The sequence below is a fragment of the Thermus sp. KWY1 genome (assembly GCF_057547025.1).
Genome location: NZ_BAAJPG010000031.1, coordinates 15,201 through 37,217 on the forward strand (window position 1 = coordinate 15,201; position 22,017 = coordinate 37,217).

The window sequence follows — 22,017 nt, forward strand, 5'->3', positions numbered from 1 at the left end:
CCATTCGGGGGATGTTTTCACCCCTCAAGAGGACTACCCTGGGAAGTGTGAGAGGGCGCCATGGCTTTTCCCTGTTAGAGCTTATCGTTGTGCTGGCTGTTTTAGGGGTGGTGTTATCCCTCAGTGCCGGCGTCCTCAACCCCGACCGGCAGGCAGTGAACCAAGCAGCCCAGTCCCTGGCCGCCCAGGTGACCCGGGCCAGGCTGGAGGCTATACGGCAAAACGCCTTCGCTGGTTTGGTCTTCTCTACCACTGGCAACGGAGGGTACTTGGTTTTTGTAGATAGGAATGGTAACAGAACCTACGATGCCAACGAAGCGATCCAAACCGTCACGTTTGGCCAAGGGGACTGGGGGCGGGTAAAGCTTGCCCGAGTTTCGGGTGGGACTTCTATAGTTTTTGATACCCGGGGTATTCCCACCGACTTCGTCCAGATTGAGGTAACCCTCAGCGACCACCAGGGAACCTATACCAAGACGGTGCAAATCTCACCCCAAGGGAGGGCGGCTATCCAATGAGAAGGCAAGGCTTGACGCTTTTGGAAACCCTAATCGCCCTGGCTGTTTTGGGCATTGCCTTTGGGGCCCTGCTCATGAGCCAGCTATCCAACCTGCGGGTTTCAGCTCAGAGCCGTTATGCCACTGACGCCAAGGCAGCAGCGATACGGGTTCTGGAACAAAAGTCCTCTGAGGTATTAAGAAGTGAGATACTACAGCCTCCGAGTGTTTACATAGACGACCCCAGCACCAACCGCAGCTTTTACTTTGTGGACTACTTTTATGGCTGCCCAAGTCGTGTAAATCCCGCATTCCCCTTAAGAGACGGCAGCCAAAACAACTTACGTCAAGTGCGTTGCTCTGGTCAAGAACAGGAGGGCAACTCTTCTGTAGAGTGGCTAATATTCGGTGAAAGCGGGACCTTAGGCGAAGGGGTAGTAACCATTGTGGTCACTGCTACCCATGATCGCGGCCCAAAAATAACCATGGGCAGGCGGGTGACGTGTTATGACGTTTATCCTTCACCCACCCAGGACAAACCCGCCCCCTGCCCTCCTCCGGGAGGTGGTCGTCCGTGAAAGGAAGAGGCTTCACCCTAATAGAGGTGTTGGTAGCTATCGGCCTCCTGGCGATAATTTTGGGGGTCGCGGTGCGGTATTTCATCAATAGCTCCGAGCTGGCCCGGGAAAACCAGACCAGAAGTGAACTGCAGGATCGGGTCCGTATGGTCATGCAGGTAGTCAGTGGGGACCTACAAATGGCTGGGGCACGATACTGGAATAGCGGAGACCAGAACAAAGGCTTCTCCCTCCCTGCAGGTAAAGTGCTACAGGGTAACAACGATGGCCCCAAGGACACCGTGAGCCTTTACTATGTCACTAGCCTGCGAGGAAAAAGCGAAGCTTGTCGCCGTGTGGACTATGACTTTGTGAATGACACTCTTCGACGGAGTGACGTAAACGCCACTCCAACCACCGGAAACGACTGTACTGAACCTGCCCCTTCCTATCAGCCTTTGGCTGAAGGCATTCTTGCCTTAGACATAGTATACCTTTGTAGCAATGGCGACAGAGTTAACGAACCCGATTGCGGTGCTGACGCCTATCCTCGCTCCGCCATTGTTGAAGTGATTGGCTACTCTTTAAACCCAATGAAAGCAGTGGGGCCCCAAAACTTGACCACCGTGTCCAATGAACCCCTTTCTTGCCCTGTCGGTCGGGGCTGTTATGCCCTCAGGCAAGAGGTTCTAATGCCGAACCTTAAGCCCCTGCCCCAGTAAGGAGGAAGTATGCGTACGAAAGGCATTGCTTTAGTAGCTACCCTTGCCCTCATGCTGATCATAGCCCTCTTGGTCTTCGGCACCTTCTTCCGAAGCCAGATCGAACTTTGGGTTACCCGCAACGATACCACCTCAGTTCAGGCGTTCTACGCCGCAGAAGCAGGTTTACAGAAGTACAAAGCTGTACTTTTCCAGCAGCATGTGTGGCGCGAGCAACAGATTAACCGTGGAGGCGGACCAGGGTGTTACACTTCTCTAGTAACAGGTATAGATCTGTACCGAAACGGAAACCTCCTCACCTTTCAGAATAACCAAGTCGTCCTGGCACAAAATGAGCACGTGGTTGACGCCAATGGGAAACCTGTGGGCCAATACACGGTTACCCTCATCAGAGACGCCCAGGATGGTGAGCTTTTCACCCTTGTGTCGAAAGGTACTTCCAGCGGTGCCAAAGCTACAGTCCAAGCCACCTTCCGACTGAGCAATACTGGCTATCTCGAGCAAGCCATTTTTGCTGGAACAGGTCAAGCCAACAAGTGGCTCAATGGTGGAGCCACCATCCGGGGAGGAGTTTATATCGTAGGCGACCCCTCTAATCCTGATCAGTATGTGATTCAAAGCAACGGCAATTTTACTTTGTTTAACTCCTATAACCTCAATGACTACCCAGGGATAGCTGGCCATGTAGAAAGCGCTTATCAGCAAGTGAACGACCTCTGTGCCAGTATTCGGGTGCAATACGGAAAGATCTCCGTTGGGGGAAGCACCCAAATCGGAGAGCCTAATAATAAGGTCAAGGGAGTCTTCGTAGGAAGAGGCAACCAAGACATTACGGGCCAAAACGTCAACATCTGTCAAAACAACAAGGGAGTCTGTACAGAAACCATGGGTCCTTTTGATCTCTCCAATCCCCCACCCTTTCCCACCTTGGATACCAAGCTAGATTCGGATACCTGCAGCAGTTACCCAACGTGGCGAGCCTGTCTGCGGGACAAAGCCGCATTACGGATCGAGCGTATAGGCAACATTGTAAATGTTGCCCAGCCTCTAAACGTTACCCTCAGTCCCTCCTGCCTTTCTGCCATGACGTCCGGCACCCTTAACCTAAACACCATTGATGTAGACTGCACCTTCACCCGTTTAGATGGAACTCGGGGAGGCTTTAAATACACCTATTCGGGAGGCCAGGGCGTTCTGGAGCTTTATGGTGATGTGACCCTCGAGGGTCTGAACGTGGTCTTCAACCGGCCCACGGCTTACAAAGCCCTGTCCGGAAACCAGAAGAAAGCTACCCTTGTTGTGTTAGCTAAAAACGGCCAAGGCGGCAATGTAGACATAAACGGTACTCTACTCCCCGACCCAGCCCACGGCCCCTTTCCCAGCCATGTCCTAGGAATAGTCGCAGAAAACAACGTTTACCAGAGGGGGCAGTACGTGATGGCACCAGTCTACGCAGGGGGAACCTTCCGGGTGGTTAAGGACAATGTTCTCTTTGGCTCAGTAATCAGCAACCAGTTCTGCACTACCAGCGCAGGTAACCAGACCAGCTGCAACGCCGGGCAGAAGGCGGAGGTGGTGTACATCCGCATCCCCCAGCAAAACCGCCCTGTATTATTACCTAGCCTCAAAGGCGGAAAACCCACCTTCCAGGTGCTCTCCTATGAGCGGCGCTAGTTTTCACACCATTTTCACACCCCTCTACCAAGCTAAAGCTGTACCCCCCCAAAAGGGGGGGTTGACAGCCGGAGCAAGGCCCCAGAGAATACGGGGTGAAAGGAGGTGAGAGGAGCGTTAACGAAGGAAGCAATCGGTTAGGCAGGCAACTCGGCAACAGGCACTCATGGCCGCGCAATAGATAAAGGCGCGGGAATCTCTAAGGGGGTAAGAAGGTATGCGTAACGCGAAAGGTTTTACCCTGATCGAGCTCTTGATCGTCATCGCCATCATCGGCATCCTGGCAGCAGTGCTGGTTCCTAACCTGCTCCAGGCTCGGCGTACAGCCCAGATCCGCGCGGAAGAAGCCTACGCACAAAACGTCTACAAAGTTGCCAATGCTGCTATCGCTGAGGATCCCAACATTGCACAGAGTGACGTCCAAAAGAGCTGTCGAGGCTCCTACACCGTGGGAAACTATAGTGCTGGTACGGCTCCCGCAACTTTAACAACCTGTAATGTTACGTACGATCCAACTACTCAGGTAGTCACTGTGGAATACGGCGGGGCTACCACTCCCAACAAAACTATCGGCCAGTAGTTTTCCTTCAGCTGTACACTGGGTGGGCGAGAAGTTCACCCAGTGTTTCTGTTTGTTCTATTGGGTAGGATCCCCTCCCGGCCTAAGAAGTAGCCCCTAGCTCCACACCCTTGTAGATTTCTCTCAGGGAAAGCCCCACACCAAGGCAGGGGACCTCCACCTCCCCTCCTCCGGCCGGCAGGACCGGTACAGCCAGCCCTCCGCATAAGGCACCCCCTCCACCAGCTCGTGCCGCTCGGGCTGGGCCTCCTCCCAGGCCAGGTATTCCGCGGCGGTGAAAAACTTAAGGGGCTTCGCCGCTTGGGCCATCGGTTCCCATTCTATCCGTAGGGAACATGGTACACTATAGGTCGTGCAGGTTAAAGACGAGCTGCTATCTCTCATAGAGCAACTGCCGGAGGAGCTTCAGGAGAAGGTGGCGGATTTCGCTCGATTTCTCCTGGCTAAGCGGCGCTCTGACGAACAGGCCTGGCAACACTTCTCCATCCAACAAGCGCTGCGGGATCTTCCTGAAGAGGATTACTCCGAGTCAGATCTAAAGGAGCGATGGTAAAACCCGGTAGCGTGGAAGAAAAGCTCTTACTGGGCAAGCTTGGCGAGATTTCCCCTGAACGCTTCAGGAAAATTGTCCATCGCCTCTGCGGCTGGATCACTGCTTCCTTGCCCGGATAGCCCCCCCGATCCACCTTGGGCCGCCTCCACCCAAAGGGGACCAAAGTTCTCCTCCTGCTCAAGCCGGACCCGCCCGAGGCGGAAGGCCTCCAAAAGGGCGGCGAAGCCCATGGCCTTCTCCTCCCAGGTTCTTAAGGGAAGAAGGTGGAAGGGAAGGCGTCCTTTCAAGAAGCCTTGAAGCCGAGCCCAGGCCTCCACAAGGCCAAAGCTCTCCCGGGTTAAGGCCAGGATCGCCCTCCTGAAGGGCCTTGCCGCCTCAGCCAGGACCCTGGGGGGAAGCCGCAGGGCGGGCCTGGGCAAGGGGGGAGGGGGAACGGGAATCAGGCGGGACCGCTTTCTAAGCCGCTCCTCCAGAAAGGCCACGGTATCCGAAAGATCCAAAAGCACCCGCACCAAGGGAGCCTCCTCCCCTTCCTCCGTTGGGGAAAAGGCCCTTTCCGGGGAAAGCTTCAGGACCAGAAGCTCCGCCAGGATGGGAAGGTGCTCGCTTCTTGCCCTCAGGTCCTCAGGGACCTGGGAAAGAGCCTGCTCCACGATGGAAAGCACGGGCAAGGCCCTGGGGGAAATGCGCCCCCGTCTAAGAGCCTCCCTCAGCTCCTGGGGCGTGCCGGAAAACCCGGGGAACTCGAGGCGGATCACCGGTAAACGGGGCGCTTGCTGGGGAGAAGGAGCCCCACCTTCTCCCGCACCTCCTCCATGGTGGCCTGGGCCACGGCCCGGGCCCGTTTAGCTCCTTCCAGGAGAGCGTCCATCACGTAATCAGGGTCCTTTTTGAGCTCCTCGGCCCGCTCCCGGATGGGGCGGAGGACCTTCATCATCTCCTCAAAGAGGATCCTCTTCACCGTGAGGGTACCGATACCCGCCTTCCGGTACTCCTCCTTCAGGGCCTCCACCAGCTCCTTGGGGGCGAAGTAGGAGAGGTAGGTGAAGACGATGGTGCGCCCCGGCTCCCCGGGGTCGGAGAGGCGGATGCGCTGGGGATCGTCGGGAAGGTGGCGGATCTTCTCCCAGATGCTCCCCTCATCCTCCAAAAGGCCGATGGTGTTCCCCAAGGACTTGCTCATCTTGGCCTTGCCGTCTATGCCCGGCACCCTTGGGGCCTCGGGGTTAAGAAGGGCCTCGGGCTCGGGGAAGGTCTCCCCGAAAAGGGCGTTGAAGCGGCGGGCGATCTCCCGGGTAAGCTCAATGTGCTGCACCTGGTCCTCCCCCACGGGGACGGTATCCGCCTTGTAGATGAGAATGTCCGCCGCCTGCAAAACGGGGTACATGAGAAGCCCGCTCCAGACCGCCTCCTGCTTGGCGGCCTTGTCCTTGAACTGGGTCATGCGGGTGAGGTCCCCTAGGGGGGTGATGGTGGTGAAGACCCAGGAAAGCTCCGTGTGCTCAGGCACATGGGATTGCACAAAGAGGGTGACCTTTTCCGGGTCGAGGCCCGCCGCCATGTTCACCAGGGCAGCCTCAAAGGTACGCTGGGCCAAGGTGGAGGGATCGTAGGCCAGGGGGTTGGTGAGGGCGTGGTAGTCCACAATGCAGAAGAAGGCCTCCCGGCCCAACCTCTCCCCCAGCTCCACCCACTGCTTGATGGCCCCCAGGTAGTTGCCGATGTGGATCTCCCCCGAGGGCTGGATGCCGGAAAGAACCCGCGTCATGCCCTTAAGAATAGCAAAAACCCCGCATAAGCGGGGCCTTCTGGTGCCGGGGGCGGGACTTGAACCCGCACGTCCGCGAGGACACACGACCCTGAATCGTGCGCGTCTACCAATTCCGCCACCCCGGCAGACGCAAGGGTCATTGTACGGAAGGGCCCTTTTCCCGTCAAGCCCTACCGCCAAAGGGTGAGGAGGGCCAGGAGCACCGCCAGGGCGCTGAAGTAGAGCATGAGGCGGTTCAGGGCGGTGTTGATGTCCGCCTTTAACTCTTGGCGCAGGGAGGCCATGTCCCCTTTGAGCTCCTGGCGCAGGGAGGCCATCTGCTCCCCAAGCCTCCCCCCCAAAGACCCCATCTCCGCCTTGAACTCCTGGCGCAGGGCCGCCATCTCGCCCTTAAACTCCTGGCGCAGGCCCGCTATGTCGCCCTTGAGCTCTTGGCGGAGGAGGTCCATGCGGTTTTCCAGGGAAGTTATGCGCTCCGGAAGGGTGGCCATCACCCCTTCCACGATGCCTTCCAGCTTGTAAAGCCGCTCCTCGGTGGTCATCTGCCTTCAGGCTAGCATAGCCCTTGACCCTAAGGCAAAGGCAGCGTAGGCTATAGGGCAATGCGGCGGGGCTTCCTGCTAGACCTAGGCCGGGCGGGCCCGGCTTAGGGAAGCCCCGTTGCCTTCCCCCGGGCCCAAAACCCGGGGGATTTTTGTAAGGGAGGGAGCATGGGAAAAACGCTTTACGAGAAAGTCTGGGAGGCGCACGAGGTCAGGAAGCTCCGAAGCGGGCAAAGCCAGCTTTTCATCGACCTGCACCTCCTGCACGAGGTCACCAGCCCTCAGGCCTTCGGGATGCTGAGGGACCTCGGCCTCAAGGTACGCTACCCCCACCGCACCTTCGCCACCGTGGACCACATCGTCCCCACCCACGACCGCACCGAGCCCTTCCAGGATCCTTTGGCCCAGAGCATGCTGGAGGCTCTCCGCCAGAACACCCGGGAGCACGGCATCACCTTCTTCGACCTGGGAAGCGGGAACCAGGGCATCGTGCACGTGATCGGCCCCCAGCTGGGCCTGACCCAGCCCGGCATGACCATCGCCTGCGGGGATTCCCACACCTCCACCCACGGGGCCTTCGGGGCCGTGGCCTTTGGCATCGGCACCAGTCAGGTGCGGGACATCCTCGCCACCCAGACCCTGGCGGCCCAGAAGCTGAAGGTGCGGCGCATCAACATCGAAGGGAAGCTCTCCCCCGGAGTCTACGCCAAGGACGTGATCCTCCACATCATCCGCCACCTGGGGGTGAAGGGAGGGTTGGGCTACGCCTACGAGTACGGGGGAAGCACCGTGGAGGCCATGGACATGGAAAGCCGCATGACCCTTTGCAACATGTCCATTGAAGGCGGGGCCCGCATCGGCTACGTGAACCCCGACGAGACCACCTTCGCCTACCTCGAGGGCCGCCCCTACAGCCCCAAGGGAGCGGAGTGGGAGGAGGCCAAACGGCGCTGGAAAAGCTTCGCTTCCGACCCCGACGCCCACTATGACGACGTGGTCACCTTCCGGGCTGAGGAGATTCCCCCCACGGTCACCTGGGGCATCAACCCGGGCCAGGCAGTGCCCATAGATGGGCGGATCCCCCTTTTAGAAGAACTCTCCCCCGAGGAGCGCCCCGTGGCCGAGGAAGCCCTGGCCTACATGGGCCTCAAGCCGGGCCAGCCCATAAAGGGAGTGCCCATCCAGGTGGCCTTCATCGGAAGCTGCACCAACGCCCGCCTTTCCGACCTCCGCGAGGTGGCCCGCTACCTCAAGGGCCACAAGGTGAAGAAGGGGGTGCGGGCCCTGGTGGTGCCGGGCTCGGAGTGGGTAGCCAGGAAAGCGGAAGAAGAGGGCATCGCTGAGATTTTCCGGGAGGCGGGGTTTGAGTGGCGGAACCCGGGGTGCTCCATGTGCCTGGCCATGAACCCCGACCGCCTGGAGGGGGACGAACTGGCCGCCAGCTCCTCCAACCGCAACTACAAGGGCAGGATGGGAAGCCCCAGGGGACGCACGGTGCTCATGAGCCCCCTCATGGTGGCGGCGGCGGCGGTGGCGGGCGAGATCGCTGACGCCCGGGAAGTGTTTGGGATCGGGAGGTAAGCCATGCTGGAAAAGTTCACCACCATCCGCGGTAGGGCGGTGCCCTTAAGGGGCGAGGACATCGACACGGACCGCATCATCCCCGCCCGCTTCATGAAGGTGCTCACCTTTGAGGGCCTGGGGAAGTACCTCTTCTACGACGAGCGGTTTGACGAGAAGGGCGAGCCCAAGCCCCATCCCTTGAACGACCCCAGGTACCAAGGGGCCAGCATCCTCCTGGTGGAGGCGGGCTTTGGCTCCGGTAGCAGCCGGGAACACGCCCCCCAGGCCATCAAGCGAGCAGGGTTTAGGGCCATCATCGGGGAGAGCTTCGCCGAGATCTTCTTCGGGAACGCCACCGCCATTGGCCTTCCCTGCGTGACCCTGGCCCCTGAGGACCTGGCGGTGCTCTTCCAGGCGGTGGAGGAGAACCCGGACCTCGAGGTGGAGGTGGACCTGGTGAACAAGGAGGTGCGCTTCGGTGGCCGCACCGCTCCCCTCTTCATCCCCGAGGAGGCCCGGGAAGCCCTGGTGGAAGGGCTTTGGGATCCCATCGGGGAGCTACTGCAGGCGGGAGAGCTTCTGGACGAGTTCGACCGTCGCCTTCCCTACCCCAGGAGGTCGGAATGAGGATTGCGGTCCTGCCGGGGGATGGGATCGGCCCCGAGGTGACCGAGGCTGCCTTGAAGGTCCTCAAGGCCCTGGACGAGGCCCACGGGCTTGGGCTCAGCTACGAAACCTACCCCTTTGGCGGCGCAGCCATAGACCAGTTCGGGGAACCCTTCCCCGAGGTAACCCGCCAGGGGGTGGAAAGGGCCCAGGCGGTGCTCCTGGGAAGCGTGGGGGGGCCCAAGTGGGATAACCTTCCCCGCAAGATCCGCCCGGAAACCGGGCTCCTGGCCCTAAGGAAAAGCCAGGACCTCTTCGCCAACCTGCGCCCTGCCAAGGTCTTCCCCGGACTGGAACGGCTTTCCCCCCTCAAGGAGGAGATCGCCCGGGGGGTGGATGTCCTCATCGTGCGGGAACTCACCGGGGGAATCTACTTCGGGGAGCCGAGGGGGATGTCGGAGGCGGAGGCCTGGAACACGGAGCGCTACAGCAAGCCCGAGGTGGAGCGGGTGGCCCAGGTGGCCTTTGAGGCGGCCAGGAAGCGCAGGAAGCACGTCACTAGCGTGGACAAGGCCAACGTGCTGGAGGTGGGGGAGTTCTGGCGCAAGACGGTGGAGGAGGCGCACCAGAACTTCCCCGACGTTTCCCTGGAGCACCAGTATGTGGACGCCATGGCCATGCACCTGGTGAAAAACCCCGCCCGCTTCGACGTGGTGGTGACGGGAAACATCTTCGGGGACATCCTTTCCGACCTGGCCTCGGTGCTTCCCGGCTCCTTGGGGCTACTCCCCTCCGCCTCCCTGGGCCGGGGTACCCCGGTCTTCGAACCCGTGCACGGCTCCGCCCCCGACATCGCCGGCAAGGGCATCGCCAACCCCACCGCCGCCATCCTCTCCGCCGCCATGATGCTGGAGCATGCCTTCAGTCTGGTGGAGCTGGCAAGAAGGGTGGAGGATGCCGTGGCCAAGGCCCTCCTCGAGGCGCCCCCACCGGACCTGGGGGGCCAGGCAGGGACGGAAACCTTCACCCAGGAGGTGCTCCGCCATCTAAAATAGGGAAAATGCTCCGCTACCGCTTCACCGCCGAGGAGTTCCACCGCATGGCCGAGGCAGGCATCCTCCCCGAGGACGCCCGGGTGGAGCTCGTGGAGGGGGAGATCGTCACCATGAGCCCGATCGGTAAGAAGCACGCCTATGTGCTGAACACCCTGGTAGACCTTCTTTCCCCCCTCAGGGGGCAAGCGGTCCTCTCCATCCAAAACCCTCTGGTCCTGGGCCCTGTCACGGAGGTCTACCCTGACCTGGCTCTCCTCAAACCCCCCAGGACCCGTTATCGGGATCGCCTGCCCGAAGGGGAGGATGTTCTCTTGCTGGTGGAGGTGGCGGACACCTCCTTGGACTACGACCTCACCGTGAAACTCCCCCTCTACGCCAGGGCGGGGATCCCCGAGGTCTGGGTGGTGGACCTGGTGCGCGACCGGGTGCACGTCTTCCGCAAGCCCAGCGGCGAAGGCTACGGCGAGCGGCAAACCCTCGAGGAAGGCGAGCTGGAGGTTTTGGAGCTCAAGGTCCCGGTGAAGGAGGTCCTGCCATGACCCGCCACCGGATCTCCCTGGAAGAGTTCCACCGCATGGTGGAGGCCGGGGTTTTTCCCGAGGACCTAAGGCTGGAACTGGTAGAAGGAGAACTTCTGGAAATGAGCCCCATTGGAAAACGCCACGCCGCCAAGGTGGCCAGGCTCACCGCCCTCTTCAGCCCCCTCGTGCCCCACAAGGCCATCCTCTTCGTGCAAAACCCCCTGGTGGTGGGGGACTCGGAGCTCTACCCCGATCTCGCCCTCCTGCAACCCCGGTCCGACTTCTACGAGGAGGGGTTACCCACGGCAGAAGACGCATTATTGGTGGTGGAAGTAGCGGAAACCTCCTTCCGCTACGACCTGGAGGTGAAGGTCCCCCTTTACGCCCAAGGGGGCGTGCCCGAGGTCTGGGTGGTGGACCTAGAGGGCAGGCGGGTTCTGGTGCACAGGGAGCCCGGGAAGGGAGGCTATAAGGAGGTCAGAATCCTGGAACCCAGGGACACCCTGGCCTTTATGGGGGTGGAGATCCCCGTGGAGGAACTCCTATGAGGAAAACTCTGATCCTCACCGGGGCAAGCCGCGGGATCGGCCGGGCCCTGGCCCTGGAGCTGGCCCAGGCGGGTTACGACCTGGTACTGAACGCCCGCTCGGAAGGGCCCTTAAAGGAGGTGGCCGAGGAGGTTCGCGCCCTAGGGGCCAGGGTGGAAGCGGTGGCGGGAAGCGCTGGACAAGCCCCAGTGGCCGAGAAGCTGGTGAAAAAGGCCGAGGGCCTAGGAGGGTTTTACGGCTACATCCATAACGCCGGGGTCCTTCACCCGGGGCCCTTCCTCTATGAGATCGCCGAGGGGCTCTTCCTGGAGGTCCTCGAGGCCAACCTCATCGCCGGGTATCAGCTCGCCCGCTTCGCCTATCCCCTCCTCCGGCAAAAGGGGGAAGGGGTGGTGGTCTACGTGGGCTCCGGGGCGGCTGAGTCCAACCTTCCCGGCATCGGGGCCTATGCGGTGGCCAAGGCCGCGGAGGAGCACCTGGCCAGGCAGCTGGCCGCGGAGGTGCCGGAGGTCCCCTGCTTCATCTACCGGCCCGGGGTGGTGGAAACCGAGATGCAACGCCAGGCCCGCGAGGCCCAGGGGAGCGCCGCCCCCGTGTTGCACCAGGTTTTCCGCGGGTACAAGGAGGAAGGCCGCCTCCTAAGCCCCAAGGAGGCAGCCAAAGCCCTGGTGCGCCTCCTGCCGAGGGCGCGCCAGTTTCATGGAAAGATCGCATCCTGGAGGGACGCATGAGATCCGACCGCATCAAAAAGGGACTGCAGCAGGCCCCCGCCCGCTCCATGCTCCGGGCGGTGGGCGTGGGGGACGAGGACTTCGCTAGGCCCTTCGTGGGGGTGGTGAACACCTTTACCGACGGCATGCCCTGCAACTACCACCTCCGCCAGCTGGCCCTGGACGTGAAGGCCGGGCTTAGGGAGGCCGGGGTCTTCCCCTTTGAGTTCGGGGCCCCTGCCATCTCCGATGGCATCAGCATGGGCACCCCCGGGATGCGGGCGAGCCTCGTAAGCCGGGAGGTGATCGCCGACAGCGTGGAACTGGTGGCCCAGGGCTACCTGTACGACGGGATGGTGGTCCTCTCCGCCTGCGACAAGACCATCCCGGGCGGGGCCATGGGGGTGATCCGGAGTGGGGTTCCAGGCATGGTTCTTTACGGGGGCACCATCGCCCCCGGGGAGTGGCAGGGGAGGAAGCTCACCATCGTTTCCGTGTTCGAGGCCGTGGGACAGAGGGCCGCCGGGAGGATCACCGACGAGGAGCTTGCCGCCATCGAACGGCACGCCATCCCCGGCCCCGGGGCCTGCGGCGGCCAGTACACGGCCAACACCATGGCCATGGCCCTCGAGGCCCTCGGCCTCTCCCCCATCGGCTACAACGCCATCCCCGCCGTGCACCCGGAAAAGCCCAAGGCCACCCGGGAGGCGGGCCGTATCCTGGCCCGGGCCATAGAGCGAAACTGGAAACCCCAGGACTTCCTCACCCGCAGAAGCTTCCTCAACGCCATCGCCGCCGTGGCCGCCACCGGGGGGAGCACCAACGCCGTGCTGCACCTCCTGGCCATCGCCCGGGAGGTGGGGGTGGAGCTGAGCCTGGACGACTTTGACCAGGTTTCCCGGAAAACCCCGGTGATCGCCGACCTCCTCCCCTGGGGCACCTACACCGCCTGGGAGCTTTATGAGGCCGGGGGCACCGCCCTGGTATTTAAAAAACTCCTGGAGGCGGGGCTTCTTTACGGGGACGAGAAAACCCTCACCGGCCACACCTTGGCGGAGGAGGTGGAACGGGCCTACCGGGAAGCGGAGGGGCAGAAGGTGGTCTTCCCCGTGGAACGGGCCCTGAAGCCCCAAGGGGGCCTGGTGGTCCTTAAGGGCAACCTGGCCCCGAGGGGAGCGGTCCTGAAGCTGGCCGGCACCGAGCGCACCTACTTCGAGGGCCCGGCCCGGGTCTTTGACTCCGAGGAAGCCGCCATGGAAAAGGTCCTGGCCAAGGAGATCCGCCCCGGGGACGTGGTGGTGATCCGCTACGTGGGCCCCAAGGGTGCTCCCGGGATGCCCGAGATGCTTTCCGTTACCAGCGCCATCGTGGGGGAGGGCCTGGGTCCCGAGGTGGCCCTCCTCACCGACGGCCGCTTCTCCGGGGGTACCCGCGGCCTCATGATCGGCCACATCGCCCCCGAGGCCTTCGTGGGAGGGCCCATCGCCCTTCTGGAGAACGGGGACCGGGTGCGGATCGATGTGGAAAAGCGCCTTTTGGAGGTCCTCCTACCCGAGGAGGAGCTGAGGAGGCGGCAGGAGCGCTGGCAACCCAGGCCCCCCGCCTTCCGCCACGGCCTCTTTGCCCGCTACGCCGCCTTGGTGGAGCAGGCGGACCAGGGAGCGGTGCTGAAGGACCCCGAGGTCTAGGGTTTCTCCGGCCGCTTGACCGCATCGGGGGTGAGGTTCAAGCCTCGCCCCTTGCGTATCTCCTCCGGGGTGAAGGGATCCCCCTTGGCCTGGAGAAGGGCCTTCAGGTGGTTCAACAGGGCGGCAAGCTCCTCGTCCTTGAGCTGGGCGAAGCCGGGCATGAGCCCGGCCTCTCCCTTCTTGCCGTAGAGGACCACCAGGACCAGGTACCGCCGGCCTTCCGGGGTGGCGAAGAAGGGGCCCACCCCCTGGAGGCCAGGGTAGGGCCGCACCCCCTGGGCCTTCTCCCCGTGGCAGACGGCGCAGGTTTTGGTCCAAAGCCCCTCCATCCCCTGGGCCAGGGCCGCCCCCAAGCCCAGAAGGAAGAGGAGGGGCAAGAGCCGCTTCATGAAACCAGTATAGAGGGCCCTAACCCGTAGGGCCTTTAGCGGGCCTTTACCTCGGTCCAGACCCGGTCGTACAGGGCGATGTCCGGCCCCAGGTCCTTGAGGTACTCAAGCTTGGCCCGCACCTCTTCCGGGGGAAAAACCGTGGGATCCTGGCGCATCTCCTCGGGAAGAAGGGGAAGGGCCTTGGCCACGGGGGTGGCGTAGCGGGTGTACTCCGCCAAGGCGGCGGCGTTTTCTGGTTCCAGCAAAAAGTCGATGAAGCGGTAGGCCAGATCCTGGCTGGGCCCCCGCTTCAGGACCACCATGGCGTCGGTCCAAAGGGTGCCGCCTTCCTTGGAAATGACATAGTGAAGCCTCTCATCCTCCTGTCTGGCCTGGAGCACATCCCCGGAGTAGGCCAGGGTGAGGGCAGCATCCCCCGCCAGGATGCGGTTCAAGGCCTCCACTCCCCCGGCGAAGCCCACGGAGCGGCCCTTGGCCTCGAGGAGAAGCTCCTTGGCCTTCTCCAGGGCCTTGGGATCCGTGGTGTTCACCGAGTAGCCCAGGTACTTCAAGGCAGCCCCGATGGTCTCCCGCATCTCGTCCAGAAGGAGGAAGGGCCCCACCTGCCTGGCAGGGTCAAAGAAGACAGCGAAGGAATCCACCGGACCCTTCACCAAATCCTCCCGGTAGGCCAGGCCCGTGGTGCCCCAGAGGTAGGGGACGGAGTACTGGAGCCCAGGGTCATAGGGAGGGTCCAGGAAGAAGGGATCCAGATTGGCCAGATTCCCAAGCCTCTCCTTCTCCAGGGGAGCGAGGAGCCCCTCCCGGGCCATCTGGAGCACGTAGTAGTCGGGGGCCACCACCAGGGAGAACTCCCGGTCCGCCCCCGCCTTCAGCTTGGCCAGCATGGCCTCGGGGGACTCAAAGGTGTCCAGGACCACCTTAGCCCCGGTTTCCGCTTCAAACTTCTTGAGGAGGTCCTCCGGGATGTAATCCGCCCAGTTCAGGAAGTACAGGGTCCCTCCAGCCTGGGAAGCCGGCTTCGGCCGCAAAAGGAGGAACCCCACGACCACCAGGGCCACAACCAAAACCAGAATTCCCCAACGCTTCATACCCTCCTCCGGGTTAAAGCATACCCCAAGGCCAGGAAGAAGGCGCTAAGGCCGATGATCAGGGTGGAAAGGGCGTGCACCTTGGGGCTTACCCCCAGCTTCACACTGGAATAGATGTAAAGGGGCAGGGTGGTGGCCCCGGGGCCGGCGGTGAAGAAGGTGACCACGAAGTCGTCCAGGGAGAGGGTGAGGGCGAGGAGCGCCCCCGCCGCCACCCCCGGCCAGGCCAGCGGCAGGGTCACGTGCCAGAAGGTCTGCCAGCCCCGGGCCCCCAGGTCGCGGGCGGCTTCCTCCAGGGCTGGGTCCAGGAGAAGCAGGCGGGAGCGCACCACCAGGGTCACGAAGGCCACCTGGAAGGTGATGTGTCCCAGGATCACCGTGAAGAGGGAAAGGCGGGGAAACCCCAAAACCTCCCGGGCCAGGGCGAAGAGGAGGAGAAGGGACACCCCCATGACCACGTCGGGCACCACCACGGGGATGTAGAGGAGGTAGGAGAGGAAGCCTTTGCCGGGAAAGCGGTAACGGACAAGGCCCACGGCCAAAAGCGTCCCCAAAACCGTGGCCACCAGGGTGGAGACGAAGGCCACCAGGAGGGTGTTCAGGAAATAATCCAGCACCCTGGGGTCTTGGAAAAGGGCCCGGTACCAGTCCAGGGTGAACCCGGTGAAACGCACCCCCCGGCGGCTTTGGTTGAAGGAGAGGGCCACGATGACCAGGATGGGCAGGTAGAGGAAGAGGTAAACGAGGAGGGCGTGGAGGGTAAGGAGCCTTCTCATACCAGGTCCTTTAGGCCCCTTTCCCCCTGCAAACGGGCATAGAGGTAGAGGGAAAGGAGCACAAACCCCATCAGGAACACGCTGAGAGCAGCCCCAAAGGCCCAGTCCCGGGTGATGCCAAACTGCTGCTGGATGAGGTTCCCGATCAGAACCACCCGCCCCGCCCCCAGGAGGTCCGCCACCACGAAAGTGCCCATGGCGGGGATGAAGACCAAGACGCTTCCCGCAAAAAGCCCGGGGTAGGTCTGGGGCAAGACCGCATGCAAGAAAGCCTTAACGGGCTTGGCCCCCAGGTCGTAGGCCGCCTCCAGTAGCTGCCAGTCCAGGCGCTCCACGCTGGCGTACACCGGCAGGACGAAAAAGGGCAGGAAGGTGTACACCGTGGCCAAGAGGACGGCGAAGAAGGAGGGATATAGGACCAGGGGCCCCAGGCCGAAGGCCCCAAGAAGGGCGTTCACCAGGCCTTCCCGTTGCAACAGCACCAGCCAGGCGTAGACCCGGATGAGGAAGTTGGTGAGAAAGGGAAGGAGGAGAAGGAAAAGGAGGAGGTCCCGCCGGGGATGGCGGGCGATGTAGAAGGCCAGGGGATAACCCAGCAAGGCGGAGATCAAGGTGGCCAGGACCCCCACGAGAAGGCTTTGGGCGAAGGCCTCGAGGTAAACGGGGTGGGGGAGCTTGGCGTAGTTGTGGAAGCCCCAGGGCCCGGTGAGTTCCCCATAGGGCCCCCGGGTGAGGAAGGAGGCCATAAGGACCAGAAGCGTAGGAAGAAGGACGAAGACCAAAAGCCAAAGGCCCCCAGGGCCCACGGTAACCAGGACCCGGAAGGCGCGCTGCCACGGAGTAGCCGCCTCATTCATGGACCACCACCAGGTTCTCTGGGGGAAGGTAACAGAAAACCTCCTCCCCGTAGGCGAACTCCTCGGCCCCAGGCTCCTGCAGGTCCTGGTTCAGGGTATAGGCCAAAAGCCGCACCTCCCCCGCCCGCAGGTAGTACTGGTTCTCCGCTCCCGTGTAGACGATCTCCTCCACCCTGGCCCGCACCAGGTTTTCCCGGGCGGGAGCCCCGTTGCCCACCGGGTAAAGGCGGATCTTCTCCGGCCGGATCACCAGGTGGGCTTCCCGCGAAAGGGGCTCCTTCAAGCGCAAAACCCCAAGGGGGGTTTCCGCCCCTCCTGGGTGGGGCCTTGCGGGGAGGAAGTTGGAACGGCCCAGGAAATCCGCCACGAAGCGGTTTCTGGGCCGCTCGTATACCTCGTCGGGAAGGCCCACCTGCTCAATCCTCCCCGAGCGCATCACCGCAATCCGGTCGGACATGACCAGGGCCTCCTCCTGGTCGTGGGTGACGAAGATGAAGGTGGTGCCAAGCCTCCGCTGAAGCTGCATGAGCTCCACCCTAAGCTCCTGGCGGAGCTTCAGGTCCAAGGCGGAAAGGGGCTCGTCCAATAGGAGCACCTCCGGCTCCAGCACCAGGGCCCGGGCCAAGGCCACCCGCTGCTTCTGCCCGCCGGAAAGCTCCCGGGGGTAGCGTTTCTCCAGGCCTAGAAGATCCACCAGCTCCAGGGCCCAGGCTACCTTTTTGCGAACCTCTCCTGCGGGAAGCCCCTTCATGCGGAGGCCAAAGGCCACGTTTCCCTCCACGGTCATGTGGGGAAAGAGGGCGTAGTTCTGAAAGACGGTGTTCACGGGGCGGGCATAGGGGGGAACCCCGGTCATGTCCTTCCCGGCGATCTCGATCCGCCCCGCATCCGGGGTGTCAAACCCGGCCAGAAGCCTGAGGAGGGTGGTCTTTCCGCACCCCGAAGGCCCCAAAAGGCTGAAGAACTCTCCCCGCTTGACCTCGAGGTCCACGCCATCCAGGGCCACCACCCCGCCAAAACCCTTCCGCACCCCCATGAGGCGAACCAGCACTTCCCCGGCCACGGGGCCCAGTTTAGGGGGAGTGGCCCCCGGGCTCAAGCCTTTAGGGAGCCGCCCGGTCCCGGTGCACCAAGAGGACCAGGCCCAAGGAGAGCAGGGTGGCCATGAGGCTGGAACCCCCGTAGGAAAAAAGGGGAAGGGTCAGCCCGGTCACCGGCATCACCCCCAACGCCACCCCCAGGTTCACCAGCACCTGGAAGCCCAGCATCCCCCCTACCCCGGCCAGGAACAGGCGGTCGGAAAGGCGCGGGCACTCCAGGGCCATGCCAAGAAGGCGCACCAGAAGGAGGGCATAGAGCCCAAGGAGGGCCACGGAGCCCACAAACCCCCACTCCTCGGCAAAGACGGCGAAGACGAAGTCCGTGTGGCGGAAGGGGACGAAGCCCAGCTGGGTCTGGGTACCCTGGCCATACCCCTTGCCGAAGAGCCCTCCCGAGCCGATGGCGATGGTGGACTGGATCACCTGGAAGCCCTGGCCCAGGGGATCCCGGTAGGGATCCAAAACGATGAGGACCCGCTCCCGCTGGTAGGGCTTGAGGTTGGGCCAGACCACGGTGGGCACCAGGATGGCCAGGGCGAGAAGGCCCACCAAGAGGTGCTTCCAGGGCAGGCCCCGCACGAACAAGACGCTAAAGACGCCGAAGAGCACCACCAGGCTCCCCCCCAGATCCGGCTGGAGGAGGAGGAGGAGGACCACGGGAGCCGTCAGGAGCCCGGGCAGAAAGTAATCCCACACCCGGCGCACCTCCCGGCCCTCGAGGAGCCGGGCAAAGGCCAGGATCAAGCCCAGCTTGGCCAGCTCCAGGGGCTGGAACTGCAAGGGACCCAGCACAAACCAGGCCTTGGCCCCGTTGATCTCCCGGCCGAAGGCCAAGACGGCCACCAAAAGGAGAAGGGAAAGGGCGTAAAGGGGGTAGGCCAGGGCGAAGACGGTGCGGCGGGGGAGGAACTGCACCCCCACCGCCAGGAGGAGGCCCAGGAGGAAGGCCACAAGCTGGCGATTCACGAGGGCTGGGTCGGGAGCGGCGCTTCGGAGGTTAAACAAACCTAAAACGGTTATGGCCAGGGTCAGGAGGATTAAACCCCAGTCGTAGGCCAGAAGGTTCGGACGCCTTAGAACCATGAGGGGCTACCGCAAGGGGATATCGGCGATCAACACCATCTTTTCTCCCCGCTCCTCCAGGGCCACATTGACCTCCTCCTGGGCGGGGAAGTAGCGGCGCAACACCTCCAGAAGGTCCCGCTTCAAGCTCTCCACCAGGCCCGGGGAAAGCTTGGCCCGGTCGTAGGCCAGGACCAGCTTGAGCCTTTCCTTGGCCTTTTCCTTGCTCCGTTTGCGCCACCACATCAGCGACCTCCGAAGAGCCTGCGGATTACCGACAGAAGCCCCTGGGCCTCCTCCATGTTGCGGAAGGGCACCTCCTCACCCTTAATGCGGCGGGCGGTGTCCATGTAGGCGACGGCAGCGGGGCTTGTACCCTTCAGCACCAAAGGCTCGCCCTGGTTGGTGGAGATGAGCACCTGCTCGTCCTCCGGGATGATGCCGATGGGCTTAAGCCCCAGGATCTCCACCACGTCCTCCACGGAGAGCATATCCCCCCGGGCCACCATCTTGGGCCGCAAGCGGTTGATGATGAGGAAGTTCTCCCGGATCTCCCGGGCCTCGAGGAGGCCGATGATGCGGTCGGCGTCGCGCACGCTGGAAACCTCCGGGTTCACCACCACCAAGGCCCCTTCCGCCGGGGTGGCAGCGGTCTGGAAACCCTTCTCGATGCCGGCGGGGGAGTCTATGAGCACCCGGTCAAACCCCTCCTCCGTCAAAAGCTGGTGGACCAGCTCCCGGAACTTTGCGGGGTCCAGGGCCTCCTTGTCCTTGGTCTGGGAAGCGGGGAGGAGAAAGAGGTTTTCTATGCGCTTATCCCGGATCAGGGCCTGGCGCACCTTGGCCCGCCCCTCCAGCACGTCGATCAAGTCGAAGACCACCCGCCCCTCGAGGCCCATGACCACATCCAGGTTCCGGAGGCCCACGTCCACGTCCACCACCGCCACCTTCTCCCCCAGTTTGGCCAAGGCCGCCCCCAGGTTGGCGGTGGTGGTGGTCTTCCCCACCCCACCCTTACCCGATGTCACCAGGATGGCTTTCGCTTTCACCGCTTCCCCTCCTGCACCATATCCAGTATCTCATCCAATTCGTTCAGGAAATCCAAAGCCCGCTTGCCCCGCGGGGTCAAGAGGTATTCTACCCGGGGGGGAACCTCGGGGTAAGCCTGCCGCTGCACGAAGCCCAAGAGGTTAAGCTCCCGAAGCCGCTCCGCCAAGGTGCGGGGGGAAAGGCCCAGGAAGGACTCCAGGTCGGAGAAGCGGGAGGTTCCCCGGCTTAAGGCGAAGAGCACCTCCGGTGCCCCGCGCCGCGCCAGCACCTTGAGCACCTTGCGGGTGTTCTTGGACAGGGCCATGGCCCAATGCTAGCAAAAAACGGCATAGCTATGTACCGGTAAAGCCATGGATGCCGAGGCCAAGGGTAGCCCTGGACCTCGGGAAAGAATATCCTAGGGAAGGATGAAGGACGGCATCCCACCCGACTGGAAGGACTTCCTGGCCCTCGTGCTGGCGGTCTACAGCCTCCTGTTGCCGCCCCTTTTCCTGGTGCTCGGGGTGCTCTTCCTCTTCCTCCTCCTGGTCCGCGTTTTCCTGTAAAACTAAGGCATGGAAGGTCTCTTTGAGTCCCTACCCGAAGGCTACCGGGAAAGGCTGGGCCGCCCCGGGGAGTACCCCTTTACCCGGGGCATCTACCCTCGGATGTACCTGGACAGGCTCTGGACCATGCGGCAGTATGCGGGCTTCTCCACCGCGGAGGAGTCCAACGCCCGCTACCGATACCTCCTGTCCCAGGGCCAGACGGGCCTGAGCGTGGCCTTTGACCTCCCCACCCAGCTGGGCCTGGATCCCGACCACCCCATGAGCGTGGGGGAGGTGGGCCGGGTGGGGGTGTCCATCGCCACCCTCGAGGACATGCGAAAGCTCTTCGACGGCATCCCCCTGGACCGGGTCTCCACCAGCATGACCATCAATGCCCCCGCCATGATGCTCCTGGCCCTCTACCTCCTGGTGGCGGAGGAACAGGGGGTTACCTGGGACAAGGTGTCGGGCACCGTGCAGAACGACATCCTCAAGGAGTACTTCGCCCGCGGCACCTACATCTATCCCCCTGGCCCCTCCATGCGCCTGGTGACCGATATCTTTGAGTTCTGCGCCCGGCGTGTGCCCCGCTTCAACACCATCTCCATCTCCGGCTACCACATCCGCGAGGCGGGCTCCACCGCCGCCCAGGAGATCGCCTTCACCCTGGCGGATGGCAAGGCCTACGTGAAGGCGGCCCTGGAACGGGGCCTTAAGGTGGACGAGTTCGCCCCCAGGCTCTCCTTCTTCTTCGCCGCCCACGGGGACATCTTTGAGGAAGCCGCCAAGTTCCGGGCCGCCAGGAGGCTTTGGGCCCGCATCATGCGGGAGGAGTTCGGGGCCAAGGACCCGAGAAGCTGGATGCTCCGCTTCCACACGCAAACGGGAGGCTCCACCCTCACCGCCCAGGAACCCTTAAACAACGTGGTGCGCACCGCCTACCAGGCCCTGGCGGCGGTGCTGGGCGGCACCCAGAGCCTCCACACCAACGCCTACGACGAAGCCCTGGGCCTTCCCACGGAAAAAAGCGCCCTCCTCGCCCTGCGCACCCAGCAGATCCTGGCCTTTGAAAGCGGGGTCACCCGGGCCATAGACCCCTTGGGGGGAAGCTTTTACGTGGAGCACCTCACGGACCATCTGGAGAAGGAAGCGGAAAGGCTTATCCGGGAGATCGACGCCCTAGGAGGAGCGGTGGCCGCGGTGGAGGCGGGGTACTTCAGCCGGGCCATAGAGGAGTCCGCCTGGCAGTTCCAGAAGGAAGTGGAGGAGGGCAAGCGGGTCATCGTGGGGGTGAACCGCTTCGCCGATCCCCATAGCCCCCTGAACGAGCCCACCCCCGTGCAGCGCATAGACCCCGAGTTGCACGAGAAACGCAAGCGGGAACTGGCCGCCTTCAAAGCCCGACGGGACGGGGAAAGCGTCCGGCTTGGCCTGGAAAACCTCCGACAGGCGGCCCGGGGAAGCGAGAACCTTTTCCCCTACGTGCTGGAGGCCTTCCGCCGCCGGGCCACCCTGGGGGAGGTCTGTGGGGTGCTGAGGGAGGAGTGGGGGGAGTACCAGCCCGGGAGGTGAGGC

28 protein-coding genes and 1 tRNA gene are annotated in these 22,017 nt (G+C 62.8%); 15 read left to right on the forward strand and 14 right to left on the reverse strand.

From position 1 onward, the window contains the following. Window positions 1-11: 11 nt before the first annotated feature. The 5 genes from AC27GT_RS09190 (at window position 12) to AC27GT_RS09210 (ending at window position 4,030) form a co-directional block, all read left to right on the forward strand. Window positions 12-518 carry a GspH/FimT family protein gene (locus AC27GT_RS09190; RefSeq protein WP_049775615.1) on the forward strand — a complete coding sequence of 169 codons (507 nt, stop codon included), beginning with the start codon at window positions 12-14 and terminating at the stop codon, window positions 516-518. Then, window positions 515-1,075 carry a type IV pilus modification PilV family protein gene (locus AC27GT_RS09195; RefSeq protein ID WP_081454907.1) on the forward strand — a complete coding sequence of 187 codons (561 nt, stop codon included), beginning with the start codon at window positions 515-517 and terminating at the stop codon, window positions 1,073-1,075. Before AC27GT_RS09190 ends, AC27GT_RS09195 begins: the two co-directional genes overlap by 4 nt. Further along, complete coding sequence (locus AC27GT_RS09200) at window positions 1,072-1,776, forward strand: PilW family protein (RefSeq protein WP_081454906.1); 705 nt, start codon at window positions 1,072-1,074, stop codon at window positions 1,774-1,776. The genes AC27GT_RS09195 and AC27GT_RS09200 overlap by 4 nt, the downstream gene beginning before the upstream one ends. A gap of 9 nt (window positions 1,777-1,785) precedes the next feature. Continuing rightward, window positions 1,786-3,450 (forward strand): hypothetical protein, encoded by a 1,665-nt coding sequence (locus tag AC27GT_RS09205; protein WP_015716678.1) that lies wholly within the window; start codon window positions 1,786-1,788, stop codon window positions 3,448-3,450. Between the two features lie 217 nt (window positions 3,451-3,667). Then, window positions 3,668-4,030 carry a type II secretion system protein gene (locus AC27GT_RS09210; RefSeq protein WP_487224011.1) on the forward strand — a complete coding sequence of 121 codons (363 nt, stop codon included), beginning with the start codon at window positions 3,668-3,670 and terminating at the stop codon, window positions 4,028-4,030. Window positions 4,031-4,153: 123 nt separating this feature from the next. On the opposite strand, the gene AC27GT_RS09215 is transcribed toward AC27GT_RS09210, so the two are convergent. Next, a complete protein-coding gene (locus tag AC27GT_RS09215) occupies window positions 4,154-4,339 on the reverse strand; it encodes a hypothetical protein (RefSeq protein WP_487224012.1) in 186 nt (61 codons plus the stop codon). Window positions 4,340-4,382: 43 nt separating this feature from the next. Here AC27GT_RS09215 and AC27GT_RS09220 point away from each other — a divergent pair, with 43 nt between their 5' ends. Next, window positions 4,383-4,583 carry a DUF2281 domain-containing protein gene (locus tag AC27GT_RS09220; protein ID WP_487224013.1) on the forward strand — a complete coding sequence of 67 codons (201 nt, stop codon included), beginning with the start codon at window positions 4,383-4,385 and terminating at the stop codon, window positions 4,581-4,583. A 26-nt stretch (window positions 4,584-4,609) separates the two neighbouring features. Here the strand turns inward: AC27GT_RS09220 and AC27GT_RS09225 are convergent, their stop codons facing one another. The 4 genes from AC27GT_RS09225 to AC27GT_RS09240 all read right to left on the reverse strand — a co-directional run bounded on the left by AC27GT_RS09225 (window position 4,610) and on the right by AC27GT_RS09240 (window position 6,896). Beyond that, entirely contained in the window at window positions 4,610-5,341 is a 732-nt protein-coding gene (locus AC27GT_RS09225) for a chromosome segregation protein ScpA (RefSeq protein WP_487224014.1), read from the reverse strand. Continuing rightward, a complete protein-coding gene (gene trpS, locus AC27GT_RS09230) occupies window positions 5,338-6,351 on the reverse strand; it encodes a tryptophan--tRNA ligase (RefSeq protein ID WP_015716675.1) in 1,014 nt (337 codons plus the stop codon). Before trpS ends, AC27GT_RS09225 begins: the two co-directional genes overlap by 4 nt. 41 nt (window positions 6,352-6,392) lie before the next feature. Further along, a tRNA-Leu gene (locus AC27GT_RS09235) sits at window positions 6,393-6,479 on the reverse strand. Window positions 6,480-6,524: 45 nt separating this feature from the next. Beyond that, window positions 6,525-6,896 carry a DUF1640 domain-containing protein gene (locus tag AC27GT_RS09240; RefSeq protein WP_487224015.1) on the reverse strand — a complete coding sequence of 124 codons (372 nt, stop codon included), beginning with the start codon at window positions 6,894-6,896 and terminating at the stop codon, window positions 6,525-6,527. Between the two features lie 168 nt (window positions 6,897-7,064). Here AC27GT_RS09240 and leuC point away from each other — a divergent pair, with 168 nt between their 5' ends. The 7 genes from leuC to ilvD are packed head-to-tail and all read left to right on the forward strand — an operon-like array spanning window position 7,065 to window position 13,587. Beyond that, entirely contained in the window at window positions 7,065-8,477 is a 1,413-nt protein-coding gene (gene leuC, locus AC27GT_RS09245; protein WP_487224016.1) for a 3-isopropylmalate dehydratase large subunit, read from the forward strand. A gap of 3 nt (window positions 8,478-8,480) precedes the next feature. Then, a complete protein-coding gene (leuD, locus tag AC27GT_RS09250; protein WP_487224017.1) occupies window positions 8,481-9,086 on the forward strand; it encodes a 3-isopropylmalate dehydratase small subunit in 606 nt (201 codons plus the stop codon). Next, complete coding sequence (gene leuB / locus AC27GT_RS09255; protein WP_487224018.1) at window positions 9,083-10,120, forward strand: 3-isopropylmalate dehydrogenase; 1,038 nt, start codon at window positions 9,083-9,085, stop codon at window positions 10,118-10,120. The genes leuD and leuB overlap by 4 nt, the downstream gene beginning before the upstream one ends. A 5-nt stretch (window positions 10,121-10,125) precedes the next feature. Next, window positions 10,126-10,659, forward strand: coding sequence for a Uma2 family endonuclease (locus tag AC27GT_RS09260; protein WP_487224019.1), 534 nt, complete (start codon window positions 10,126-10,128; stop codon window positions 10,657-10,659). Continuing rightward, the gene (locus AC27GT_RS09265; protein WP_487224020.1) at window positions 10,656-11,189 is read left to right on the forward strand and encodes a Uma2 family endonuclease; all 534 of its coding nucleotides are present in this window, start codon (window positions 10,656-10,658) and stop codon (window positions 11,187-11,189) included. The genes AC27GT_RS09260 and AC27GT_RS09265 overlap by 4 nt, the downstream gene beginning before the upstream one ends. After that, entirely contained in the window at window positions 11,186-11,920 is a 735-nt protein-coding gene (locus tag AC27GT_RS09270) for an SDR family NAD(P)-dependent oxidoreductase (protein WP_487224021.1), read from the forward strand. The genes AC27GT_RS09265 and AC27GT_RS09270 overlap by 4 nt, the downstream gene beginning before the upstream one ends. Then, window positions 11,917-13,587, forward strand: coding sequence for a dihydroxy-acid dehydratase (gene ilvD, locus AC27GT_RS09275; RefSeq protein ID WP_487224022.1), 1,671 nt, complete (start codon window positions 11,917-11,919; stop codon window positions 13,585-13,587). The genes AC27GT_RS09270 and ilvD overlap by 4 nt, the downstream gene beginning before the upstream one ends. On the opposite strand, the gene AC27GT_RS09280 is transcribed toward ilvD, so the two are convergent. The 9 genes from AC27GT_RS09280 to AC27GT_RS09320 are packed head-to-tail and all read right to left on the reverse strand — an operon-like array spanning window position 13,584 to window position 20,219. After that, complete coding sequence (locus tag AC27GT_RS09280; protein ID WP_487224023.1) at window positions 13,584-13,976, reverse strand: c-type cytochrome; 393 nt, start codon at window positions 13,974-13,976, stop codon at window positions 13,584-13,586. The two genes, ilvD and AC27GT_RS09280, sit on opposite strands and share 4 nt — an antisense overlap. Window positions 13,977-14,011: 35 nt before the next feature. Continuing rightward, entirely contained in the window at window positions 14,012-15,070 is a 1,059-nt protein-coding gene (locus AC27GT_RS09285; RefSeq protein WP_487224024.1) for a polyamine ABC transporter substrate-binding protein, read from the reverse strand. Further along, complete coding sequence (locus AC27GT_RS09290) at window positions 15,067-15,846, reverse strand: ABC transporter permease (protein ID WP_015716663.1); 780 nt, start codon at window positions 15,844-15,846, stop codon at window positions 15,067-15,069. The genes AC27GT_RS09285 and AC27GT_RS09290 overlap by 4 nt, the downstream gene beginning before the upstream one ends. Next, complete coding sequence (locus AC27GT_RS09295; protein ID WP_015716662.1) at window positions 15,843-16,703, reverse strand: ABC transporter permease; 861 nt, start codon at window positions 16,701-16,703, stop codon at window positions 15,843-15,845. The genes AC27GT_RS09290 and AC27GT_RS09295 overlap by 4 nt, the downstream gene beginning before the upstream one ends. After that, window positions 16,696-17,766 (reverse strand): ABC transporter ATP-binding protein, encoded by a 1,071-nt coding sequence (locus tag AC27GT_RS09300; RefSeq protein ID WP_487224025.1) that lies wholly within the window; start codon window positions 17,764-17,766, stop codon window positions 16,696-16,698. The genes AC27GT_RS09295 and AC27GT_RS09300 overlap by 8 nt, the downstream gene beginning before the upstream one ends. Before the next feature lie 40 nt (window positions 17,767-17,806). Then, a complete protein-coding gene (rodA, locus tag AC27GT_RS09305; RefSeq protein ID WP_487224026.1) occupies window positions 17,807-18,886 on the reverse strand; it encodes a rod shape-determining protein RodA in 1,080 nt (359 codons plus the stop codon). Window positions 18,887-18,892: 6 nt separating this feature from the next. Continuing rightward, window positions 18,893-19,111: a cell division topological specificity factor MinE gene (minE, locus tag AC27GT_RS09310; RefSeq protein WP_015716659.1), complete on the reverse strand. Its 219-nt coding sequence runs from the start codon at window positions 19,109-19,111 to the stop codon at window positions 18,893-18,895. After that, a complete protein-coding gene (gene minD, locus AC27GT_RS09315) occupies window positions 19,111-19,914 on the reverse strand; it encodes a septum site-determining protein MinD (RefSeq protein ID WP_487224027.1) in 804 nt (267 codons plus the stop codon). Before minD ends, minE begins: the two co-directional genes overlap by 1 nt. Then, window positions 19,911-20,219, reverse strand: a complete 309-nt coding sequence (locus AC27GT_RS09320) for a winged helix-turn-helix transcriptional regulator (protein ID WP_487224028.1) — start codon at window positions 20,217-20,219, stop codon at window positions 19,911-19,913. The genes minD and AC27GT_RS09320 overlap by 4 nt, the downstream gene beginning before the upstream one ends. Before the next feature lie 103 nt (window positions 20,220-20,322). On the opposite strand from AC27GT_RS09320, the gene AC27GT_RS09325 reads away from it, so the two are divergent. Then, entirely contained in the window at window positions 20,323-20,460 is a 138-nt protein-coding gene (locus tag AC27GT_RS09325; protein ID WP_167764517.1) for a hypothetical protein, read from the forward strand. A 9-nt stretch (window positions 20,461-20,469) separates the two neighbouring features. Then, window positions 20,470-22,014: an acyl-CoA mutase large subunit family protein gene (locus AC27GT_RS09330; RefSeq protein WP_487224029.1), complete on the forward strand. Its 1,545-nt coding sequence runs from the start codon at window positions 20,470-20,472 to the stop codon at window positions 22,012-22,014. The last annotated feature ends 3 nt before the right edge of the window (window positions 22,015-22,017 follow it).

What these genes read in the sequence shown, in the direction of transcription:
- AC27GT_RS09280 (WP_487224023.1), bottom strand. Translation starts at nt 13,976, where the DNA reads ATGAAGCGGCTCTTGCCCCTCCTCTTCCTTCTGGGCTTGGGGGCGGCC.
- AC27GT_RS09215 (WP_487224012.1), bottom strand. Translation starts at nt 4,339, where the DNA reads ATGGCCCAAGCGGCGAAGCCCCTTAAGTTTTTCACCGCCGCGGAATAC.
- AC27GT_RS09290 (WP_015716663.1), bottom strand. Translation starts at nt 15,846, where the DNA reads ATGAGAAGGCTCCTTACCCTCCACGCCCTCCTCGTTTACCTCTTCCTC.
- AC27GT_RS09320 (WP_487224028.1), bottom strand. Translation starts at nt 20,219, where the DNA reads ATGGCCCTGTCCAAGAACACCCGCAAGGTGCTCAAGGTGCTGGCGCGG.
- AC27GT_RS09260 (WP_487224019.1), top strand. Translation starts at nt 10,126, where the DNA reads ATGCTCCGCTACCGCTTCACCGCCGAGGAGTTCCACCGCATGGCCGAG.
- rodA (WP_487224026.1), bottom strand. Translation starts at nt 18,886, where the DNA reads ATGGTTCTAAGGCGTCCGAACCTTCTGGCCTACGACTGGGGTTTAATC.
- AC27GT_RS09205 (WP_015716678.1), top strand. Translation starts at nt 1,786, where the DNA reads ATGCGTACGAAAGGCATTGCTTTAGTAGCTACCCTTGCCCTCATGCTG.
- AC27GT_RS09190 (WP_049775615.1), top strand. Translation starts at nt 12, where the DNA reads ATGTTTTCACCCCTCAAGAGGACTACCCTGGGAAGTGTGAGAGGGCGC.
- AC27GT_RS09210 (WP_487224011.1), top strand. Translation starts at nt 3,668, where the DNA reads ATGCGTAACGCGAAAGGTTTTACCCTGATCGAGCTCTTGATCGTCATC.
- AC27GT_RS09195 (WP_081454907.1), top strand. Translation starts at nt 515, where the DNA reads ATGAGAAGGCAAGGCTTGACGCTTTTGGAAACCCTAATCGCCCTGGCT.
- AC27GT_RS09285 (WP_487224024.1), bottom strand. Translation starts at nt 15,070, where the DNA reads ATGAAGCGTTGGGGAATTCTGGTTTTGGTTGTGGCCCTGGTGGTCGTG.
- AC27GT_RS09270 (WP_487224021.1), top strand. Translation starts at nt 11,186, where the DNA reads ATGAGGAAAACTCTGATCCTCACCGGGGCAAGCCGCGGGATCGGCCGG.
- leuC (WP_487224016.1), top strand. Translation starts at nt 7,065, where the DNA reads ATGGGAAAAACGCTTTACGAGAAAGTCTGGGAGGCGCACGAGGTCAGG.
- leuB (WP_487224018.1), top strand. Translation starts at nt 9,083, where the DNA reads ATGAGGATTGCGGTCCTGCCGGGGGATGGGATCGGCCCCGAGGTGACC.
- minE (WP_015716659.1), bottom strand. Translation starts at nt 19,111, where the DNA reads ATGTGGTGGCGCAAACGGAGCAAGGAAAAGGCCAAGGAAAGGCTCAAG.
- AC27GT_RS09325 (WP_167764517.1), top strand. Translation starts at nt 20,323, where the DNA reads ATGAAGGACGGCATCCCACCCGACTGGAAGGACTTCCTGGCCCTCGTG.
- leuD (WP_487224017.1), top strand. Translation starts at nt 8,481, where the DNA reads ATGCTGGAAAAGTTCACCACCATCCGCGGTAGGGCGGTGCCCTTAAGG.
- AC27GT_RS09330 (WP_487224029.1), top strand. Translation starts at nt 20,470, where the DNA reads ATGGAAGGTCTCTTTGAGTCCCTACCCGAAGGCTACCGGGAAAGGCTG.
- ilvD (WP_487224022.1), top strand. Translation starts at nt 11,917, where the DNA reads ATGAGATCCGACCGCATCAAAAAGGGACTGCAGCAGGCCCCCGCCCGC.
- AC27GT_RS09265 (WP_487224020.1), top strand. Translation starts at nt 10,656, where the DNA reads ATGACCCGCCACCGGATCTCCCTGGAAGAGTTCCACCGCATGGTGGAG.
- trpS (WP_015716675.1), bottom strand. Translation starts at nt 6,351, where the DNA reads ATGACGCGGGTTCTTTCCGGCATCCAGCCCTCGGGGGAGATCCACATC.
- AC27GT_RS09240 (WP_487224015.1), bottom strand. Translation starts at nt 6,896, where the DNA reads ATGACCACCGAGGAGCGGCTTTACAAGCTGGAAGGCATCGTGGAAGGG.
- AC27GT_RS09295 (WP_015716662.1), bottom strand. Translation starts at nt 16,703, where the DNA reads ATGAATGAGGCGGCTACTCCGTGGCAGCGCGCCTTCCGGGTCCTGGTT.